Here is an 18,226-nt window from a genome sequence, read left to right on the forward strand (position 1 = left end):
GGCCATCCTTCAAGCTCATTGATGGCAGCGATTAGAGCATCCCGGCAATCCGTGTGTCGAGCCGCACCGCGCAGACACTCGTCCGCATGTGCAGACAAGCGTTATCAGCGCGCTTGACCTGAGCGGCCAGAAAGCGAGGATGGGCGCAATTCGGCGCGAGGCGCCGCGAGATTGGGGAGAATTGAACCATGACCAAACTTCTGGCCGGTGTAGCCGTTGGCGCCTTGTTGGCGGCGGGTGGCTATTATGCCTACGGAAATTCCCAGGACGGTGCCGTCACAGCCGACGAGACCGTCATGACCGAAACTGCGCCCGTTGCGGCCGGTTCGGTTGAGGATGCCGCAAGCTTCCTCGCAGAGACCGAGGCCGAGATCGCTGATTTCGGTGAATTCGCGGCTCACACCGCCTGGGTCTATGCCAACTTCATTACCGAGGACACCGAGTATCTGGTCAGCCGGATGAGCGCGGAAGCGACCGAGCTGTCGGTGCAGCAGGCCGGCGCCACGGCGCGCTTCGCCGACACCGAACTGCCGCTCGACATGCGTCGCAAGATGACCATGCTGACCGCCGGCATCACCCTGCCGACCCCGGCCGGCGGCGATTACGCCCAGCGCCTGGCTGAACTGACGACGCGGATGAGCTCGGCCTATTCCACCGGCACGATCGATATCGACGACACACCCGTCACGCTCGACACGCTGGAAGTGATGATGGGCACTGAGCGCGATCCTGAATTCCTCGCCATGATGTGGAATGACTGGCGCGCCGCGATCAATCCGGCGCAGATGAGCCAGGATTATGCCGCCATGGTCGAGATCGCCAATGCCGGTGCTCGCGAACTGGGCTTTTCCGACCTCGCCGAGATGTGGCTGTCCAATTACGACATGCCGGCCGACGAGATGGAAGCCGAGGTCGAGCGCCTCTGGGGCCAGGTCGAGCCGCTGTATGAACAGCTCCACTGTTATGTCCGCGATGGCCTCAATGAGACCTATGGCGAGGACGTCCAGGCGACGACCGGCCCGATCCGTGCCGATCTGCTCGGCAATATGTGGGCCCAGGGCTGGGCACCGATCAATGATATCGTCGGCATCCAGTCCAGCGATGGCGGCGGGTATGACCTGACGCAATTGCTTGAGGCGAATGATTACACGCCGCGCCAGATGGTTGAGACAGGCGAGCGCTTCTATACCTCGCTCGGCCTCGACCCGCTGCCGGAGACCTTCTGGGAACGCTCCCTGATCACGCGTCCGCGCGATCGTGATGTCGTCTGCCATGCCTCGGCGTGGAATCTCGACAATGAGGAAGATATCCGCATCAAGATGTGTACCCACGTCAATGCGGAAGACTTCCGTACCGTGCACCATGAGCTGGGCCATAATTTCTACCAGCGCGCCTATCGCGGCCAGGACATGCTGTTCCGCAATGGCGCCCATGACGGCTTCCACGAAGCGATCGGCGATTTCGTCGCGCTGTCGGTGACGCCGGATTACCTAGTCCAGATCGGCCTGCTCGATCAGGACGAAGTGCCTGACGAATCTGCCGATCTCGGCCTGATGATGGATCTGGCGCTCGACAAGATCGCCTTCCTGCCGTTTGCCGTGATGATGGATCAATGGCGCTGGCGTGTCTTCCGCGGCGAGATCACGCCGGACCAGTACAATACCGCCTGGTGGGAGCTGCGTGAGCAGTATCAGGGCCTGATGCCGCCGGTTGACCGGCCGGCCGATGCCTTCGATCCGGGCGCGAAATATCACATCGCCAATAATGTGCCTTATCTGCGCTATTTCCTGAGCTATATCCTGCAATTCCAGTTCCAGCAGGCCGCTTGCGACATGGCTGGATGGGAAGGCCCGCTCAATCGTTGCACCGTCTATGGCAATGAGGAAGTTGGCCAACGCTTCAACGAGATGATGGAAATGGGCGCTTCACAGCCCTGGCCCGACGCGCTGGAAGCCTTCACCGGCACCCGCGAAATGGACGGCTCGGCCATCATCGCCTACTTCCAGCCACTGATGACGCATCTGGAAGAGCAAAACACCGGCAGCAGCTGCGGCTGGGAATAAACCCCGGACGCATGGATTACGGAAAAGGCGGCTCCCGGGCCGCCTTTTTTTATCCCCTACCCCGCCAGAAACACCCGCTCCACCACCCACCAGAGCGCAGTCGCCGCAATCAGTGTCGAAGCCCCCTTCGCCAGCAGCGGATACCAGCTGGCATCGCGAAAACGGTGCAGGGCGAACCACATCGCCAGTATAATCGTCAGCTGGCCGGCCTCGACGCCGATATTGAAACTCAAAAGGCTCGGCAGAAGCTGGCCCTGCGGCAGGCCGAGCTCGACCAGCACGCCGGCAAAGCCGAGCCCGTGAAACAGGCCGAAACCGAACACCACCAGCGGCCGCCAGCGCTGCATATCCTTGAAGACCAGGTTCTCGATCGCGACGAAGGCGATGGAGAACGCGATGACCGGTTCGACAATATTCGACGGCAGTGTGAACAGGCCGAGCACGGCCAGAGCCAGGGTGAGCGTATGCGCCACGGTGAAGGCGGAGACCTGCCAGACCAGCGGCTTCAACCTCGATGAGGCAAAGAAGAGCGCGAGCACGAACAGGATATGGTCCAGCCCCTTGGGCAGGATGTGTTCAAAGCCAAGCCGCAGATACAGCCCGATCACATCCCACACTGTCTGTTCGGCAATCCCGTCCATCATCTTGTGCACGCCCCCGTTCGGCCCAAACGCTAGGCAGGCCGGGCCAGGCTGGCAAGACCGGTTCTGCGACGGATCGCCCGTCTGCCAGCAGTTGCCCCCCGCCCCGCTTATCCCCTACACCTGTGGTCACAAAACGGCGCCCGAGTCGCGCCAGACAGCCCTCGGGAAACGGGGGCCAGGGGATGATTATGGCTGACAAATTTGCGTCCAGTGTCGACGTGTCCGGTGAGGACATTCACTGGGATATGAAGGACAAGATGTCCTATGCCGGTTATCTCGGCCTCGACACGCTTCTGGCCTCGCAACACCCGCTCTCCGATGAGCATGACGAAATGCTCTTCATCCTGATCCACCAGGTCGGGGAAATCTGGATGAAGCTGATCCTGCACGAGACTGCCGGCGCGGTGGCGCATCTGCGCAAGGACGAGATCGGTCCGGCGCTGAAAATGTTTACGCGTGTCGCGCGAGTGCAGGAGCAATTAATCGCCGCCTGGGACGTGTTGGCGACTATGACGCCGGCCGATTATCTCGCCTTCCGGGACAGTCTTGGCCAGAGCTCGGGCTTTCAGTCCTATCAATATCGCACCATGGAATTTCGCCTCGGCAACAAGAATGCCGAGCTGGCGCGGGTGCATAAATCCAATCCGCAGGCCTGGGACATGGTCACCGGGGCGCTCGAAGCACCGAGCCTGTGGGATGAGACACTGCGGCTTCTGGCCCGGCGCGGCTATGCTATCCCGGCTGACAAGATCGAGCGCGACTGGACCCAGCCCTATGAGCCCTCCAAGGCGGTGGAAGATGTCTGGCGGGAGATTTATCGCGACAGCAAGACCCATTGGGAAGCCTATGAACTCGGCGAGAAACTGGTCGATCTCGAGCATAAATTCCAGCAATGGCGCTTCAACCACATGAAGACGGTTGAACGCATTATCGGCTATCGCCGCGGCACAGGCGGCACAGCCGGGGTCGGATATCTGGTCAAGGCGCTCGATCTGCGCTTCTTCCCGGAAATCTGGACCGTGCGGACCTCGCTTTAACCGGCCATGGCAAAGCAAAACATGGCAAAAACCTGGGACATTTCACAAACCCTGCGCCCCGGCCTGCCGGTCTGGCCGGGCGATACCGCCTTTGCCATCGACGAGACCTGGGCGATCGGGCCGGGCTGTCCGGTCAAGGTCTCGCGCCTGACGCTCTCCACCCATAGCGGCGCCCATGCCGATGCGCCCTCGCATTACGACAAGTCGGGGATTGATGCGGCCAGCGTGGATCTCGCGCCCTATCTGGGCCCCTGCCGCCTCGTCACCGCCGGCTGGACCGGCGAGCATGTGATGATTGACGATCTCGACTGGCCCCTGATCGAGGGCGAACAGCGCGTGCTGATCCGCACCTATCAGGCCTTCCCGCATGACGTCTGGGACGACAATTTTCGCGCCCTGCACATGGACGTGATCGAACGCCTGGCGAAAGCCGGCTGCCGCCTGATCGGGGTCGATGCCGCCTCGCTTGACCCGCAGACCTCCAAGACCATGGATGCGCATCACGCGGTGCAGCGCCATGATATGCGTATTCTTGAAGGCCTGGTGTTCGACGGCGTGCCCGATGGCCGCTATGAATTGATTGCCCTGCCCCTGAAAATTGCCGGTGCCGATGCCGCGCCGGTCCGGGCCGTATTGCGGGAGCTGAGCTGATGGATCTGGACACAATACGCGCGATGGACGCCGCCGATCCGCTGCGCGATTTCCGCGACCGCTTCGAGCTGCCTGACGGTGTGGTCTATCTCGACGGCAATTCGCTGGGCGCCCTGCCCAAAGTGACCGCCGCGCGGATGGCCGATGTCGTCAATCGCGAATGGGGGCAGGATCTGATCCGCTCCTGGAATTCCAATCACTGGATCGAGGCGCCGCGGCGTCTGGGCGGCAAGATCGCCCGCCTGATCGGGGCAAAAGACCATGAAGTCGTCGCCGCAGATTCCACCTCGATCAATGTTTTCAAGGCGCTCAGCGCGGCGGTGCAATTGCGCCCCGGCCGCTCCATCATCCTGTCAGAGACGGGGAATTTCCCGACCGACGCCTATATGATGCAGGGCCTGGCCCATCTCAGCGGCGGCCGTATCGAGCAGAAACTCCTGCCCGCTGACCAAATCCCCGCCGCCCTCAATGACCAGGTCTCGGTCCTGCTGCTGACCCAGACCCATTACAAGACCGGCCGCCTGCACGATATGGCCGCCCTGACCCGCGCCGCCCACGCCGCCGGTGCGCTGGTGATCTGGGATCTCAGCCATAGTGCCGGCGCCCTGCCCGTCGATCTCAATGGCTGCCAGGCCGATTTCGCCATTGGCTGCGGCTATAAATATCTCAATGGCGGACCGGGCGCGCCGGCCTTCCTGTTCTGTGCCGAACGCCATCATGGCGACGTCTTTCCGGCCCTGTCGGGCTGGTTCGGCCATGCCGCTCCCTTCGCCTTTGACGACTCTTATGAGCCGGGCGCCGGGATTGACCGTTTCCAGTGCGGCACGCCGGGTATTCTCGGCATGGCGGCGCTGGAATGCGGGCTGGATCTGATGCTGGAAGCCGAGATGGCGGCGATCCGTCTGAAATCACAGGCGCTGGGCGATCTGTTTATCGCCCTGTGCGAGGATCGCCTGACCGGCTTCGCTCTCGCCAGTCCGCGCGATGCGGCGCAGCGCGGCAGCCAGGTCTCGATCCGCCATGATGAGGGCTATGCCATCATGCAGGCGCTGATCGCGCGCGGCGTGATCGGTGATTTCCGGGCGCCGGATATTTTGCGTTTCGGCTTTACCCCGCTCTATACCCGTTATGAGGATGTCTGGCTGGCCATCGAGGCGCTGGCGGAGATCATGAAGACCGGTGAATGGCGCGAGGCACGTTTTGCGACCCGCGCCGCCGTTACCTGACCTGGGCTCAAAGGGGCTGTGACAGATGAAAATTGCCTGTATTGGCGGCGGCCCCGCCGGTCTCTATTTCGCGATCTCGATGAAGCTGCGCGATCCCGATTGCGACATTGATGTCTATGAGCGCAACAAGCCCGGCGACACATTTGGCTGGGGTGTCGTTTTCTCCGACCAGACGATGGAAAATCTCGGACGCAATGATCCGCCCAGCGCCCGCGCCATCGGAGCCAGCCTGGCCCATTGGGACGATATCGATGTTGTCATCAAGGGCGTCACCGAAACCTCGACCGGCCACGGATTTTGCGGCATTGGCCGTCAGAAATTACTGAGCCTGCTGCAGGACCGTGCGCGCGAACTCGGTGTCGGCCTGCATTTCGAGGCCGAGATCGGCGACGACCTCTCCGCCTTCGCCGATGCCGACATGATCGTCGCCTCGGACGGCCTCAACTCCAAGATCCGCACCCGTTTTGCGGGCAGTTTCAAGCCGGATATCGAACTGCGCCGCAATAAATTCGTCTGGCTGGGCACAAACAAGGTGTTCGACGCCTTCACCTTCATCTTTATCGAAACACCGCATGGCTGGGTCTGGGCCCATGCCTATCGCTTCGACGACAACACCTCGACCTTCATCATTGAATGCGCGCCGGAGACCTGGGAAGGGCTGGGCTTTGGCGAGATGGACCAGGATGAATGCTGCCGCGCCAGCGAGGCCCTGTTCGCGCCCTGGCTGGACGGCCATGCGCTGATGTCCAATGCGCGTCATCTGCGCGGCTCGGCCTGGCTCAATTTTCCGCGCGTGCTGTGCGAAAACTGGGTGCATGACAATATCGTCCTGCTCGGGGATGCCGCCCATACGGCGCATTTCTCGATCGGCTCCGGCACCAAGCTGGCGCTGGAAGATGCGATCATGCTCGCCGATGTCCTCACCAGCACCGACAAGCCGGTCGCTGAAGGCCTGAAGGATTATCAGGCGGTGCGCACGGTCGAAGTCCTCAAATTGCAGAGCGCGGCGCGCAATTCGACTGAATGGTTTGAACATCTCGACCGCTATCTCGGTTTCGAGCCCAAACAATTCGCCTATTCCCTGCTGACCCGCTCCCAGCGCATCAGCCACGAAAATCTGCGCCTGCGCGATCCGGATTGGCTGGCGGGCGTCGAAAGCTGGTTCACCGGTCAGGCGACGGGCGGCGCGAAAACCGATGCGCGGCCGCCCATGTTTGCGCCGTTTGAGCTGCGCGGGATGCGGCTGGAAAACCGCGTCGTGGTCTCACCCATGTGTATGTATTCCGCCGAGGATGGCCTGCCGGGCCCTTTCCACAGCGTGCATTACGGCGCTCGCGCGCTGGGCGGTGCCGGTCTCGTCTACAGCGAAATGACCGATGTCAGCCGCGATGGCCGTATCTCGCCGGGCTGCGCCGGCCTCTATACCGACGAGCATGTGACAGCCTGGCGCGCGATCACCGATTTCGCGCACTCGCAGAGCCGCGCCAAAATGGCGGTCCAGCTGGCCCATGCCGGCCGCAAGGGCTCGACCCGGCTGGCCTGGGAGGGATCGGACCGGCAGCTCGAGACCGGCAATTGGCCCCTGATCGCGCCCTCACCCTTGCCCTGGAGCGAGGCAAACCAGACACCGAAGGCAATGGACCGCGCCGATATGGATGCGGTGCTGGCCGATTTCGTCGCCGCGACGCAGCGCGCGCTGGAAGCCGGGTTCGACATGGTCGAGCTGCACTGCGCCCATGGTTATCTACTCTCCAGCTTCCTCACCCCGGTTTCCAATCATCGCAGCGACGAATATGGCGGCCCGGTTGAGAATCGCCTGCGTTTCCCGCTCGAAGTCTTCGCGGCCATGCGCGCGGCCTGGCCCGAGGATAAACCCATGGCCGTGCGGCTTTCGGCGACCGACTGGCTCGGCGATGACGGCTTGTCCGAGCCCGACAGCCTGGCCATCGCCCGCGCCTTCCGCGAGGCCGGGGCCGATCTGATCGATGTCTCGGCCGGTCAGACGACACCGCTGGCACGACCGGTCTATGGCCGCATGTTCCAGACGCCGTTTTCCGACCGCATCCGCAACCAGATCGGCTGTGCGACCATGGCGGTTGGCAATATTTATGAGACCGATCACGTCAATTCCATTCTCGCCGCCGGCCGTGCCGACCTGGTCGCGCTGGCCCGCCCGCATCTGATCGATCCGATGTGGACCTTGCGGGCGGCCGCCGAGCTGGGCTATCGCGGCGTCCATATCCCGCCGCAATACGGGGCCGGGTTTGAACAATTGCAGCGCAATCTCGCGCGCGCCAATGAAGCAGGAGCACAGGCATGAGCAAGCTGACAGGACATCGCGCCGTCATCACCGGCGGCGGCACCGGTATTGGTCTCGCCTGCGCCAGAAGCCTCGCGGCGCAAGGTGCGCAAGTCATCATCATGGGGCGCGATCTGGTGCGGCTGGAAGCGGCGGCCCAGACCATTCCCGGCGCGCAAGCGATCCAGCTCGACGTCACCGATGCGGACAGCGTCACGGCGGCCTTTGCCAAGGCAGCGGCCGGCGGTGCGATCGATATCCTGGTCAATAATGCCGGCATTGTCGGTGCCGCCGCCTTCCACCGCACCTCGATGGAGGAATGGCAGCGCATCCAGGCCGTCAATGTCGAGGGGCTGGTGCGCTGTACCCAGGCCGTGATCGGGCCGATGATGAAGTCGGCCTATGGCCGTATCGTCAATATCGCCTCGATCGCCGGCCTGCGCGGCGGCGCCTATATCGCGCCCTATGTCGCCTCGAAACACGCCGTGGTCGGGCTGACCAAATCGCTCTCGATCGAATATGCCGGTACGGCCGTGACCTTCAATGCGGTCTGTCCGGGCTATGTCGAAACCGCAATCGTGGATAATTCGGTGGCCAATATCATGGCCAAGACCGGCCGTTCCCGCGAGGACGCCCTGTCCGAGCTGACCAAGACCAACCCGCAAGGCCGTCTGATCCAGCCCGAAGAAGTCGCCGAAACGGTGGCCTGGCTGTGCTCGCCGCTCAGCGGATCCGTGTCAGGACAGGCGATTACCATTTCCGGCGGCGCAATTTAACCATACCGGCATTTTCGGCCAAAACCGGTTTCAGGGCGGGCCCGGGCGATGATCCGCCCGGGTCCGGCCATGTTGTGGCCTGATCGCTCAGCCCAGTTCGATCATATGGCCCATGGCCGGATCGCCGCCGCTTTCGACCAGCGTCTTGATCACTGCCTGCGCCGCCTCGAAGCCCTGGCCGGTCTTGACCGTCATCCAGACGGGATCGGCGCTGTCGAGCTGGGCGAAGAAAGCTTCCTGCGCATCATTGAAGCGCGCATTGAACGCGTCCGGCCCCCAATCCTTGTTGCGCTTGGCGATCTGCTCCGGGGCGAAGAAGAATTTCGGAGCCGGCCCGGGCATGTCGACCGGCTTGCTGTGCGGCGCATTATGGGCGGCCCCGACAACACAATCATGCATCAGCGACGGCCCGAAATGATGATGGATCCGGGCCCGCAAGGCGGCATCACCGGCAAAATCGACATAGACGGTCGGAATTGAGGCATCCAGGGTTTCGATATCATCGTAGAGCGTCACCGTTTCATAACAGCCCAGCCCGGCTACGAAGTCCGCATTGCGCGGCGAGGTCAGCGCCGCCAGTTTCACCCGGTCCTCGCTGAGCAGACAGAAGGCGGTGCCATAGGCCGTCTTGCTCGACGCGCTGGAGAGCAATAATTGCTGCGCCCCGAACCAGTCATTATCCTCGAGATAATCGGCCAGCATGAAAGCGGTGACGAAAAGCGGCCGGAACAGGGCCTGCAGATCCTCACGATCGGAGCGGTAGACGGCGTCCTCGCTACAGCGGCTGTACTGGTTGTAGGCCGAGACCAGGTCGAGCCGGTGATCGAGCACATCATAGAAGCCGCGCGGCGAAATCCGGCCGGGTCGCATCAATACGTGGCTGGCAATAGGGTAATAGCCGTAGAAGCGTTCACCTACGGTGATCCCGCGGGTAGTGGACGCGATGACATCGGCAAAGCCCCAGACCGGCATGTGCCCGAAGCCCGCTTCGCCGGTCGGAAAGAAATTCCAGTACTGCATCGCATCGCCAAATGCGGCATAGGTGATATTGTTCGTCGTCAGGGAGAAGCTCTTGATTTCGAGCAATATCTCACCTTTTTCCAACGCGCCTTGCTGATGCTCTCGCATCTCGGTGCGACCAAGATCGGATTTATCGGTGAACAGGCGGGAAATGGTGATCGGAGCGTTCATGATGACCTTGCTTGTCTGGGTTGGCCTGACTGGATTGAATTGGGCTGTGGCGGAAGAATACACAGGAAGTCGGTGACTTATGTCTAGCAGATCCAGACCACCCATGGGTTCGGATTCCGCCGATCTCGCGCGATCAGCTCCGAACCCCTTGCCTGCCCCGCATAAACGGCCAGTCCAGGACCGCGCGAAATTCACCGTTCAGGCCATATATGACGCCTATGTTCGGATATGGCGCCGCGATGGCCCCGATGCGGCAACCACCCGCAGCGTCGCCGCCGAAGCCGGCTTCGCCATCGGCACGCTTTATGGCTATTTCCCCAACAAGGCCGCGCTACATTCCGGCTATGTCCGCCACGCCATGGAGGCCATGCTGGCCCAGATCGACCGGGACGTCATCGCACCGGCGGCACAGCCCTGGCCGGAACGCGTGAGCGCGCTGGTCGAAATCACCTGCGGGACCCGGTCCGATTCGCCCTATTTTGACGTCGCCATGCTGCAACGGGAAAATGAGATCGCGGATCAGGAGCGGCACAGCCGTGCCTTCGCCGCCCTGACGAATAAATGGTGCGAAGCCATTGCCACCCTTGAGGATTTAAGCCCACAGCCGGAGCGCGATCTGGTCACCAGCCTCCTGCTCGCGATCTGGGGTGCACGGCGCTATCAAATGCTGATCAGCCCTGACCGCAACCAGCCTCAAAACTGGGTCGGGCATCTGACCAATCTGTGCCAGCGCACGCTGGCCGCCACCTCATCCTGAGCCGGGCCGGCGAGAGTGGACGCTGCGCGCGCGGCGTCGTAGGTCTTGGGGTCATCGCACCGGAATCACGGGTGTAACCGGGATGGTCGCGCCAGGCGCCGGCCGGCAAAACAGGGATTAGTCTCGATGGACCCGACGAATTATACGCCGACGCATTACCTCTGGTCTTTCGCCGACGGGATTGGCACGGTCACCTTCAATCGGCCCGAACGCAAAAATCCGCTGACATTTGAAAGCTATGCCGAGCTGCGCGAGATGTTCCGCGCCCTCGTCTACGTCAAATCAGTCAAGGCGATCATCATCACCGGTGCCGGCGGCAATTTCTGTTCCGGCGGCGATGTCCATGAAATCATCGGCCCGCTGGTCGGGATGGAGATGCCGGAACTGCTCGATTTCACGCGCATGACCGGTGACCTCGTCAAGGCGATGCGCGATTGCCCGCAGCCGATCATCGCCGCCATTGACGGTGTCTGTGTCGGCGCCGGCGCGATCATGGCGATGGCCTCGGACCTGCGTATCGCGACGCCGGAAGCCAAATGTGCCTTCCTGTTCAACCGTGTCGGCCTGGCCGGCTGTGATATGGGCGCCTGCGCCATGCTGCCGCGCATTATCGGTCAGGGCCGCGCCTCGGAACTCCTCTATCTTGGGCGGTCAATGTCGGCCGAGGAAGGCGAGCGGTGGGGTTTCTATAATCGCATCATCGCCGCCGATGCCCTGATGGCCGCTGCCCTGGACTGGGCCACCCGTATCGCTGCCGGTCCCAATTTCGGCAATGCGATGACCAAGAACCAGCTCAATACCGAATGGGATATGAGCCTGCATACGGCGATCGAGGCCGAGGCCCAGGCGCAGGCGATCTGCATGCAGACCAAGGATTTCGAGCGCGCCTACACCGCATTTGTCGCCAAGCAGAAACCCGTGTTCGAGGGCAATTGAATGGCTGATGCGAGCTATCTCAACTGGCCCTTCCTCGAGGATAGCCACCGTGATTTGGCGAAGCGGGTCAATACCTGGGCCAAGACTCAATTCGGCGATCACGGATTCGCCGAGCATGAAGATGTGGATGCCGATTGTGGTGCTATCCGGCATCAACTCGGGCAAGCCGGCCTGACGCGCTATTGCGTACCGGCAGCCCAGGGCGGGGTTACCGAGACGCTCGATGTGCGCTCGCTCTGCCTGATGCGCGAACATCTCGCCTATCGCTGCGGCCTGGCCGATTTCGTGTTTGCGATGCAGGGCCTAGGTTCCGGCGCAATCTCGCTGTTTGGCAATGATGTCCAGAAACAGGCCTGGCTGCCCGGCGTTGCCAGTGGTGAACTCTGCGCTGCCTTCGCGCTGACCGAACCAGAGGCCGGATCCGATGTCGCGGCGATCGCGACCACAGCCACGCCGGACGGCAATGGCTGGCGGCTCAATGGCGAAAAGACCTTTATTTCCAATGGCGGGATCGCTGATTTCTACGTCGTGTTCGCCCGTACGGGCGAGGCCGGGGGCGCGCGGGGCCTCAGCGCTTTCATCCTCGACGCCAAAACCCCGGGCCTGAAAATCGCCGAACGCATCGATACCATCGCACCCCACCCCCTTGCGCGCCTCGTCTTCGAGGATTGCCATCTGCCGGCCGGCAGCCTGATCGGCGCATCGGGGTCAGGCTTCAAGATCGCCATGGCAACGCTGGACGTGTTCCGTTCCACGGTCGGGGCGGCATCGCTTGGCTTCGCCCGGCGGGCGCTGGACGAGGCCACAGGCCGCGCCACGACGCGCAAGCTCTTCGGGGCGACGCTGGCCGATCAGCAGGGCGTGCAGACACAATTGGCGGAAATGGCGCTCGATATCGATGCCAGCGCGCTATTGATCTACCGGGCCGCCTGGACCAAGGATACAGGCGCGCCGCGCATCACCCGCGAAGCGGCGATGGCCAAGCTTTACGCCACCGAAGCCGCCCAGAAGGCCATTGATACCGCTGTTCAGTTATTCGGCGGGTTGGGCGTGACCAAAGGGTCGGTGCCCGAAGCGCTCTACCGCGAAATCCGCGCCTTGCGGATCTATGAAGGCGCGTCGGAAGTGCAGAAACTCGTCATTGCCCGCCAGCATCTTTCGGAGTGGAAATAATGGTCTTTCGCGTTGACCGCCGCGTGCGCTTTGCCGATGTCGATGCGGCGGGAATCGTCTTCTACCCGCGCTATTTCGAGATGATCAATGCCTGTGTCGAGGACTGGTTCGAGACCGGGCTTGAACATGGCTTCAACGCCATGATCGTGAAGGGCAATCACGCTGTCCCTCTGGCCAATATCGAGGTCGATTTCAAGGCGCCCAGCCGGCTCGATGATGAACTCGCCTTCAAGCTGGTCGTCACCGAAGTCGGGCGCAGCTCCTTCAAGCTGACGATCAAGGCCTGGCATGAAGATGAAGTCCGGATGATCGCCAAGCTGGTTCTGGTCTATATCGATATGGACAAACACGTCCCGGTTCGCATTCCAGAAATCATGCGCGCGCGCATGCTCACGTTTGAAGAGGTCAAGTAATGCAAATCCTGCTTCCAGACGGTTGGCCGCGCCCGAAGGGCTATTCCAATGGCATCGCTGTCACCGGGCGTCAGATCTATGTGGCCGGACAGATCGGCTGGGATGAGCATGGTGTCATCGTCTCTGATGATTTCGCGGCCCAGTTTGAAAAAGTCCTGGAGAATACGCTCGCCGTGCTGGCCGAAGCCGACGCCGGCCCTGAGCATATCGTTCGCATGACCGGCTATATCACCAGCCGTGAGGAGTATATCGCGGCCGAATCCAGGATTGGCGGCATCTGGAAGGCATTGATCGGGCGCAATTACCCGACCATGGCCTTCGTCATCGTCGCGGGCCTGATCGAGCCGGGGGCGAAGATCGAGATCGAAACCACCGCGGTGGTTCCGCTCTAGCGCCAGGCTCCCAAAGTCGGACACGTCGGGGAGGACGTCATGACGATGCAGACCAGTGGGCATATTGATGGCTTTACGCGCGAGCACTTGCCCGCCGCGTGCGACTGGCCGGAATTCTGCTTCGACAGTGCCGGGCTGGCCTATCCGGACCGCTTGAACTGCGGCGCTGAACTGCTTGATCGTAATATTGAAAACGGTCTGGGTGACAAGGTCGCCATCTATTCGGCAGCGCGCAATATCACCTGGGCGGACCTGCGCCGCGAAGCGAGCCAGGTCGCGCATGTTCTGGTGGAAGACATGGGCCTGGTGCCGGGCAATCGCGTCCTGCTGCACGGCACCAATTCGATCGAACTGATTGCCAGCTGGTATGGCACTATCCTCGCTGGCGGTGTTGCCGTGATGACGATGCCGATGCTGCGCGCGGGCGAGATCGCCAAGGTGATTGCCAAGGGCAAGGTGAGCCATGCGTTGTGTGATGCGGCGCTGACGCAGCCCGTGCGGGAAGCCGCCGCTCTCGAGTCGGGACTGACATCCATTCTCGCCTGGGGGCCGGACGGGCAGCTGGCCCGTGTTATGGCTGCAAAACCCGGCACATTCCGCGCCGCCGACACAGCCCGCGACGACATTGCGCTGCTTGCCTTCACCTCCGGGACGACCGGTGATCCCAAGGCCTGCGCCCATTTCCATTCCAGCGTTCTGGCCATGGCCGACACCTTCGGCGCGGCCGTATTGAACCCCGATCCCGACGAGATCTATCTCGGCACGCCGCCTTTCGCCTTCACCTTCGGTCTGGGGGCCTGTGTCGTGTTTCCGGCTCGCGCCGGCCTCGCGACCGCCCTGCCCGACCGGCCCGGTTTCGAGGCGCTGTGCGAGACTATCGAGCGCTTTGCCGTCACGACGCTGTTCACGGCACCAACCGGCTACCGAGCCCTGATGGGTTTGTGGGACCGCTTCGACCTGTCCAGCCTGCGCAAGGGGGTGTCGGCGGGCGAGCATTTGCCGGCCGCAACCTCGAACGCCTTTCACGAGCTCAGCGGGATCCGGCTGATCGACGGGATTGGGGCCACGGAGATGATCCATATCTTCATTTCAGCCGCCGGGAGCGATATCCGGCCTGGCGCGACCGGCAAGGCTGTGCCCGGCTATCAGGCCCGGGTGGTGAATGAAGCGGGCGATCCGGTGGCGGATGGCGAGATTGGTCGGCTGGCCGTCAAGGGGCCGACGGGCTGTCTCTATCTCGACGACAAACGCCAGAAAACCTATGTGCAGAAGGGCTGGAACATCACCGGCGATCTCTATCGCCGCGATGAAGATGGCTATTTCTGGTATGTCTCACGCGCCGATGATCTGATCGTTTCGTCGGGTTATAATATCGCCGGCCCCGAAGTGGAGCAGGCCCTCTTGCTGCATGATGCGGTGCTGGAATGCGCGGTTGTGGGCGCGGCGGACGAGGAGCGCGGCACCATCGTCAAGGCCTTCATCGTACTGGCCGATGGTTATGACGCGCACGATGATCTGGTCGCCCGGCTCCAGGATCACGTCAAGTCGAGCATCGCGCCCTACAAATATCCGCGCGCCATCGAATTTCTCACCGCCCTGCCCAAGACCCAGACCGGGAAGATTCAACGTTTCAAACTTCGCTAGCTTGGTATTAGGGTCGATCCGAATCCGAGGGTCGAAAAGGAAGTCCGCGATGCGTCAATTCTACGTCTTCATCAATTGCGAGCTGGGCCACACTTATGATGTTGCTGCCTCGCTAGTGGACAAGCTGGACGAAGCCCCCATGGTGCACTCCATCTCCGGTGCTTTTGATCTGCTGGCCCATTTCGGGATCGAGGATGATGGCGATATCGGTCGTTTCGTGAACGAAAAAGTCCAGACCATTCCGGGCATCAAGGACACGCAGACCATTATCTGCTTCAACGCATTCACGCGCGATCGCGGACTCGGCTGACGCCAGGCCTGCTTGCGCCCATCCGGCGGATTTCTCATGCATTTTGGTGTCTTCGACCTGTTCAAGATCGGGGTCGGCCCGTCCAGTTCGCACACGGTCGGGCCGATGCTGGCCGCCCGGCAATTCGTCGAGCGCGTGATCGGTACCCATGGCGAGGACGCGATCGCCCGGCTTGAGGCCGAGCTTTATGGCTCGCTCGCCCTGACCGGGCTGGGCCACGGCACGGACAAGGCGGTTCTGCTGGGGCTGGAGGGGTGCGATCCGTCCCGCGTTGATCCGGCGGAAATCCCGCAGAGGCTGGAGCGGATCCGTTCCGAACACCGCCTCACCCTGGCCGGCGGCCGCACGATCGATTTCTCGGAACGGCGCGATCTGCAGTTTCGCGGCGATATTCGCCTGCCTTTCCACTCCAACGCCATGAAATTTCGCGCCCTGGCCAGCGATGAGAGCGTCCTGCTCGAGGAGATCTGGTACTCGATCGGGGGCGGTTTCGTCATTGACGAGCACGAGGCCGGACGCAATTCCGCTGCCGACGTCAAGGAGGGCGAGCCCTACCCGTTCAATTCCGGCGCCGAACTCCTGGACATTGGTGAGCGCGAGAACCTGTCCATTTTCCGCATCATGCTGGCCAATGAGTGCGCCTTTCGCACCGAGGCGGAAGTTCATGACGGCATCGAGACGATCTGGCGCACCATGGAGGCCTGCATTGATCGTGGCCTGCGCGAGGACGGAATTCTGCCGGGCGGGCTGAAAGTCAAACGCCGGGCGCCCAAGCTTTACAGAGACCTGTTGAAGGAACAGACCGACCCGGCCGATGACCCGCTCGTTGCGATGGACTGGATCAATCTCTGGGCCATGGCGGTGAATGAGGAAAATGCCGCGGGCGGGCGTGTTGTTACCGCACCAACCAATGGCGCGGCGGGCATCATCCCGGCCGTTGCCCGTTACTTCGACCGTTACCACCGGAATCCGTCCGATGATGAAGCCTTGCAGCGCTTCTTCCTGACGGCGGCGGCGATCGGCGCGCTCTACAAGAAAAATGCCTCCATCTCCGGCGCTGAAGCCGGTTGCCAGGGCGAGGTTGGCGTCGCCTGTTCGATGGCTGCCGGGGCATTGGCAGCGGCGATGGGGGCCAATAACAACCAGATCGAGGACGCCGCCGAGATTGGCATGGAGCATAATCTTGGTCTGACCTGCGACCCGGTTGGCGGGCTGGTGCAGATCCCCTGTATCGAGCGCAATGCGATCGGTGCCATCAAGGCGATCGATGCGGCGCGCTTGGCGCTACGCGCGACCTCGGCCGACATGAAGGTCTCACTCGACCAGGTGATCGAGACCATGCGTCAGACCGGCGTCGACATGCAGGAAAAATACAAGGAGACCAGCCAGGGCGGTCTCGCCGTCAATGTTGTGGAATGCTGAGACGGCTGGAAACGCCATCGCGCAGGATTACGAGCTCGGTGGCTTCGGCGGGATCAAAATTCGCAAACAGCCAGTTTGCCACGGTGCATTTCGGATTGTCCGCGCTCACGACAAGCGACCGGCCGGAAAGCTCGGTCACCTGGTCACCGAGCCGCAATCCGGCATGTGCGGCCGTTGATTCCTCGAATAATTGCACGACGCGAAAATCATTGCCGACGAGCGCCAGTGAATAGCCGGGTTCGGGATGCGCCGGCGCCGCACCATTGCGGGCCTGAACGATAAACTGCCCGCCCGGATAATCCAGGGTCACGGCATGGGAAGCGAGAATACCCGCCCCGACGAGGGTCGGCGGGACAGCTCGCACCGTCGCGCGTACGGGGGCCAGATGGCCGCCATCAAGCCGGAAATCCGACAGCGTGAAACGCGTCAATGTCGTAACTTCCCCTCGCCCGCCAGCGGATTCGCCTTCATAACCGGTGCCGGTAACCCGGCTGCCGGCGCGGACAGCCTGCCGAACCGACGGCGCCTGGGCCACCTGGCTGAATAGCGCCACTTCAGCGCTGCTGCCCGTGTCAAACAGGGCCTTGTCCGACACGTCACCGACGGAATAATCGATGATGGGCGCGTGCGGGTAGCCAAAATCATACAGGCGCGTCGATGCGACAGGCGCAAGCTCCGGGAGCTCATTCAGACTGGTGGCGATGGATAGTTCTGCGGCCCGGGTATCGAAGCGCCACACACTCCCGGGAAAGAGTTCCGAACCGAGAATGCCGGGACCGACCAGGCAGGCCCCCATATCGAGAGTGCTGAAATCATGGATCAGAACGGGGATGTCATGAAACACTGTCGTGCCGAGCTGCAGCGTCCGGAGGATCGCAAAATCCATCGTCACTTCAGTCCCATTGGCATCGCGACCGGTGTTTTGTGCGACAGTTTCCAGGCCCAGCGCATCGGCAAAATCGCGTGAAAGAATGGTCGGCGAGCCGCTGTCGAGTATGAATTCGCCAGCCTCACCATTGGCGACCGCATGGATGAAGAGCTTCCCGCCCCGGGTCTCCAGATTGACCGTTGTGACCGATTCGCTCCGTTCAATGCGGAGCGGTGCGGAGAGCAGGCGGGCCAGGTCGGTCTCCTGCGTCTGGGCGGGAGACAAACCCGCCAATAACAGGGCGAGCGGGACGAAGTGAACGAAGTTTCGCATGGCAGATTTCCGCGCGTGATTGCTGGTCCGGCTGGACCGGGAGATGGGCCCGGACAGTCTCGCACCCCAAGCTATCATGACCGGCCGTGCC

The 18,226-nt window shown here is 62.1% G+C and carries 17 protein-coding genes; 14 read left to right on the plus strand and 3 right to left on the minus strand.

The window, feature by feature from the left end:
* The first annotated feature begins 188 nt into the window (after positions 1-188).
* Positions 189-2,063 (plus strand): M2 family metallopeptidase, encoded by a 1,875-nt coding sequence (locus tag BLT42_RS03970; protein ID WP_091767199.1) that lies wholly within the window; start codon positions 189-191, stop codon positions 2,061-2,063.
* Between the two features lie 56 nt (positions 2,064-2,119).
* On the opposite strand, the gene BLT42_RS03975 is transcribed toward BLT42_RS03970, so the two are convergent.
* Positions 2,120-2,707, minus strand: coding sequence for a HupE/UreJ family protein (locus tag BLT42_RS03975; protein WP_091767202.1), 588 nt, complete (start codon positions 2,705-2,707; stop codon positions 2,120-2,122).
* Between the two features lie 188 nt (positions 2,708-2,895).
* Here BLT42_RS03975 and kynA point away from each other — a divergent pair, with 188 nt between their 5' ends.
* From kynA to BLT42_RS04000, 5 genes are read left to right on the plus strand one after another with little or no spacing between them, the layout of a single operon-like run.
* Positions 2,896-3,744, plus strand: coding sequence for a tryptophan 2,3-dioxygenase (gene kynA, locus BLT42_RS03980; protein WP_091767205.1), 849 nt, complete (start codon positions 2,896-2,898; stop codon positions 3,742-3,744).
* Positions 3,745-3,765: 21 nt separating this feature from the next.
* Entirely contained in the window at positions 3,766-4,395 is a 630-nt protein-coding gene (kynB, locus tag BLT42_RS03985; RefSeq protein ID WP_091767553.1) for an arylformamidase, read from the plus strand.
* Entirely contained in the window at positions 4,395-5,621 is a 1,227-nt protein-coding gene (kynU, locus tag BLT42_RS03990; RefSeq protein WP_091767208.1) for a kynureninase, read from the plus strand. Before kynB ends, kynU begins: the two co-directional genes overlap by 1 nt.
* 25 nt (positions 5,622-5,646) lie before the next feature.
* Positions 5,647-7,941: a bifunctional salicylyl-CoA 5-hydroxylase/oxidoreductase gene (locus BLT42_RS03995; protein ID WP_091767211.1), complete on the plus strand. Its 2,295-nt coding sequence runs from the start codon at positions 5,647-5,649 to the stop codon at positions 7,939-7,941.
* On the plus strand, positions 7,938-8,696 hold the full coding sequence (locus tag BLT42_RS04000; protein ID WP_091767213.1) for an SDR family NAD(P)-dependent oxidoreductase: 759 nt from the start codon (positions 7,938-7,940) through the stop codon (positions 8,694-8,696). Before BLT42_RS03995 ends, BLT42_RS04000 begins: the two co-directional genes overlap by 4 nt.
* Positions 8,697-8,783: 87 nt before the next feature.
* Here the strand turns inward: BLT42_RS04000 and BLT42_RS04005 are convergent, their stop codons facing one another.
* Positions 8,784-9,887: a DUF2855 family protein gene (locus tag BLT42_RS04005; protein WP_091767216.1), complete on the minus strand. Its 1,104-nt coding sequence runs from the start codon at positions 9,885-9,887 to the stop codon at positions 8,784-8,786.
* Positions 9,888-9,990: 103 nt separating this feature from the next.
* On the opposite strand from BLT42_RS04005, the gene BLT42_RS04010 reads away from it, so the two are divergent.
* The 8 genes from BLT42_RS04010 to BLT42_RS04045 all read left to right on the plus strand — a co-directional run bounded on the left by BLT42_RS04010 (position 9,991) and on the right by BLT42_RS04045 (position 16,934).
* Entirely contained in the window at positions 9,991-10,644 is a 654-nt protein-coding gene (locus BLT42_RS04010; protein ID WP_176780246.1) for a TetR/AcrR family transcriptional regulator, read from the plus strand.
* Positions 10,645-10,770: 126 nt separating this feature from the next.
* On the plus strand, positions 10,771-11,580 hold the full coding sequence (locus BLT42_RS04015; RefSeq protein ID WP_091767222.1) for an enoyl-CoA hydratase family protein: 810 nt from the start codon (positions 10,771-10,773) through the stop codon (positions 11,578-11,580).
* Positions 11,581-12,753, plus strand: a complete 1,173-nt coding sequence (locus tag BLT42_RS04020; RefSeq protein WP_091767226.1) for an acyl-CoA dehydrogenase family protein — start codon at positions 11,581-11,583, stop codon at positions 12,751-12,753.
* Positions 12,753-13,166: an acyl-CoA thioesterase gene (locus tag BLT42_RS04025; protein ID WP_091767229.1), complete on the plus strand. Its 414-nt coding sequence runs from the start codon at positions 12,753-12,755 to the stop codon at positions 13,164-13,166. The genes BLT42_RS04020 and BLT42_RS04025 overlap by 1 nt, the downstream gene beginning before the upstream one ends.
* Positions 13,166-13,558, plus strand: coding sequence for a RidA family protein (locus BLT42_RS04030; protein WP_091767232.1), 393 nt, complete (start codon positions 13,166-13,168; stop codon positions 13,556-13,558). Before BLT42_RS04025 ends, BLT42_RS04030 begins: the two co-directional genes overlap by 1 nt.
* A gap of 45 nt (positions 13,559-13,603) precedes the next feature.
* Positions 13,604-15,202, plus strand: coding sequence for a benzoate-CoA ligase family protein (locus tag BLT42_RS04035; RefSeq protein ID WP_091767556.1), 1,599 nt, complete (start codon positions 13,604-13,606; stop codon positions 15,200-15,202).
* Positions 15,203-15,251: 49 nt separating this feature from the next.
* Positions 15,252-15,512: an Lrp/AsnC ligand binding domain-containing protein gene (locus BLT42_RS04040; protein ID WP_091767236.1), complete on the plus strand. Its 261-nt coding sequence runs from the start codon at positions 15,252-15,254 to the stop codon at positions 15,510-15,512.
* A 36-nt stretch (positions 15,513-15,548) separates the two neighbouring features.
* On the plus strand, positions 15,549-16,934 hold the full coding sequence (locus BLT42_RS04045; RefSeq protein ID WP_091767239.1) for an L-serine ammonia-lyase: 1,386 nt from the start codon (positions 15,549-15,551) through the stop codon (positions 16,932-16,934).
* On the opposite strand, the gene BLT42_RS04050 is transcribed toward BLT42_RS04045, so the two are convergent.
* Entirely contained in the window at positions 16,915-18,135 is a 1,221-nt protein-coding gene (locus BLT42_RS04050) for a retropepsin-like aspartic protease (RefSeq protein ID WP_176780247.1), read from the minus strand. The two genes, BLT42_RS04045 and BLT42_RS04050, sit on opposite strands and share 20 nt — an antisense overlap.
* Between the last annotated feature and the right edge of the window lie 91 nt (positions 18,136-18,226).

The sequence above is a fragment of the Maricaulis salignorans genome (assembly GCF_900103475.1).
Classification (GTDB): Bacteria; Pseudomonadota; Alphaproteobacteria; order Caulobacterales; family Maricaulaceae; genus Maricaulis; species Maricaulis salignorans.

Excerpts from the sequence above, each read along its gene's own strand:
- BLT42_RS03970 (WP_091767199.1), top strand. The coding sequence starts at position 189 with ATGACCAAACTTCTGGCCGGTGTAGCCGTTGGCGCCTTGTTGGCGGCG.
- BLT42_RS03975 (WP_091767202.1), bottom strand. The coding sequence starts at position 2,707 with ATGATGGACGGGATTGCCGAACAGACAGTGTGGGATGTGATCGGGCTG.
- kynA (WP_091767205.1), top strand. The coding sequence starts at position 2,896 with ATGGCTGACAAATTTGCGTCCAGTGTCGACGTGTCCGGTGAGGACATT.
- kynB (WP_091767553.1), top strand. The coding sequence starts at position 3,766 with ATGGCAAAAACCTGGGACATTTCACAAACCCTGCGCCCCGGCCTGCCG.
- kynU (WP_091767208.1), top strand. The coding sequence starts at position 4,395 with ATGGATCTGGACACAATACGCGCGATGGACGCCGCCGATCCGCTGCGC.
- BLT42_RS03995 (WP_091767211.1), top strand. The coding sequence starts at position 5,647 with ATGAAAATTGCCTGTATTGGCGGCGGCCCCGCCGGTCTCTATTTCGCG.
- BLT42_RS04000 (WP_091767213.1), top strand. The coding sequence starts at position 7,938 with ATGAGCAAGCTGACAGGACATCGCGCCGTCATCACCGGCGGCGGCACC.
- BLT42_RS04005 (WP_091767216.1), bottom strand. The coding sequence starts at position 9,887 with ATGAACGCTCCGATCACCATTTCCCGCCTGTTCACCGATAAATCCGAT.
- BLT42_RS04010 (WP_176780246.1), top strand. The coding sequence starts at position 9,991 with ATGGGTTCGGATTCCGCCGATCTCGCGCGATCAGCTCCGAACCCCTTG.
- BLT42_RS04015 (WP_091767222.1), top strand. The coding sequence starts at position 10,771 with ATGGACCCGACGAATTATACGCCGACGCATTACCTCTGGTCTTTCGCC.
- BLT42_RS04020 (WP_091767226.1), top strand. The coding sequence starts at position 11,581 with ATGGCTGATGCGAGCTATCTCAACTGGCCCTTCCTCGAGGATAGCCAC.
- BLT42_RS04025 (WP_091767229.1), top strand. The coding sequence starts at position 12,753 with ATGGTCTTTCGCGTTGACCGCCGCGTGCGCTTTGCCGATGTCGATGCG.
- BLT42_RS04030 (WP_091767232.1), top strand. The coding sequence starts at position 13,166 with ATGCAAATCCTGCTTCCAGACGGTTGGCCGCGCCCGAAGGGCTATTCC.
- BLT42_RS04035 (WP_091767556.1), top strand. The coding sequence starts at position 13,604 with ATGCAGACCAGTGGGCATATTGATGGCTTTACGCGCGAGCACTTGCCC.
- BLT42_RS04040 (WP_091767236.1), top strand. The coding sequence starts at position 15,252 with ATGCGTCAATTCTACGTCTTCATCAATTGCGAGCTGGGCCACACTTAT.
- BLT42_RS04045 (WP_091767239.1), top strand. The coding sequence starts at position 15,549 with ATGCATTTTGGTGTCTTCGACCTGTTCAAGATCGGGGTCGGCCCGTCC.
- BLT42_RS04050 (WP_176780247.1), bottom strand. The coding sequence starts at position 18,135 with ATGCGAAACTTCGTTCACTTCGTCCCGCTCGCCCTGTTATTGGCGGGT.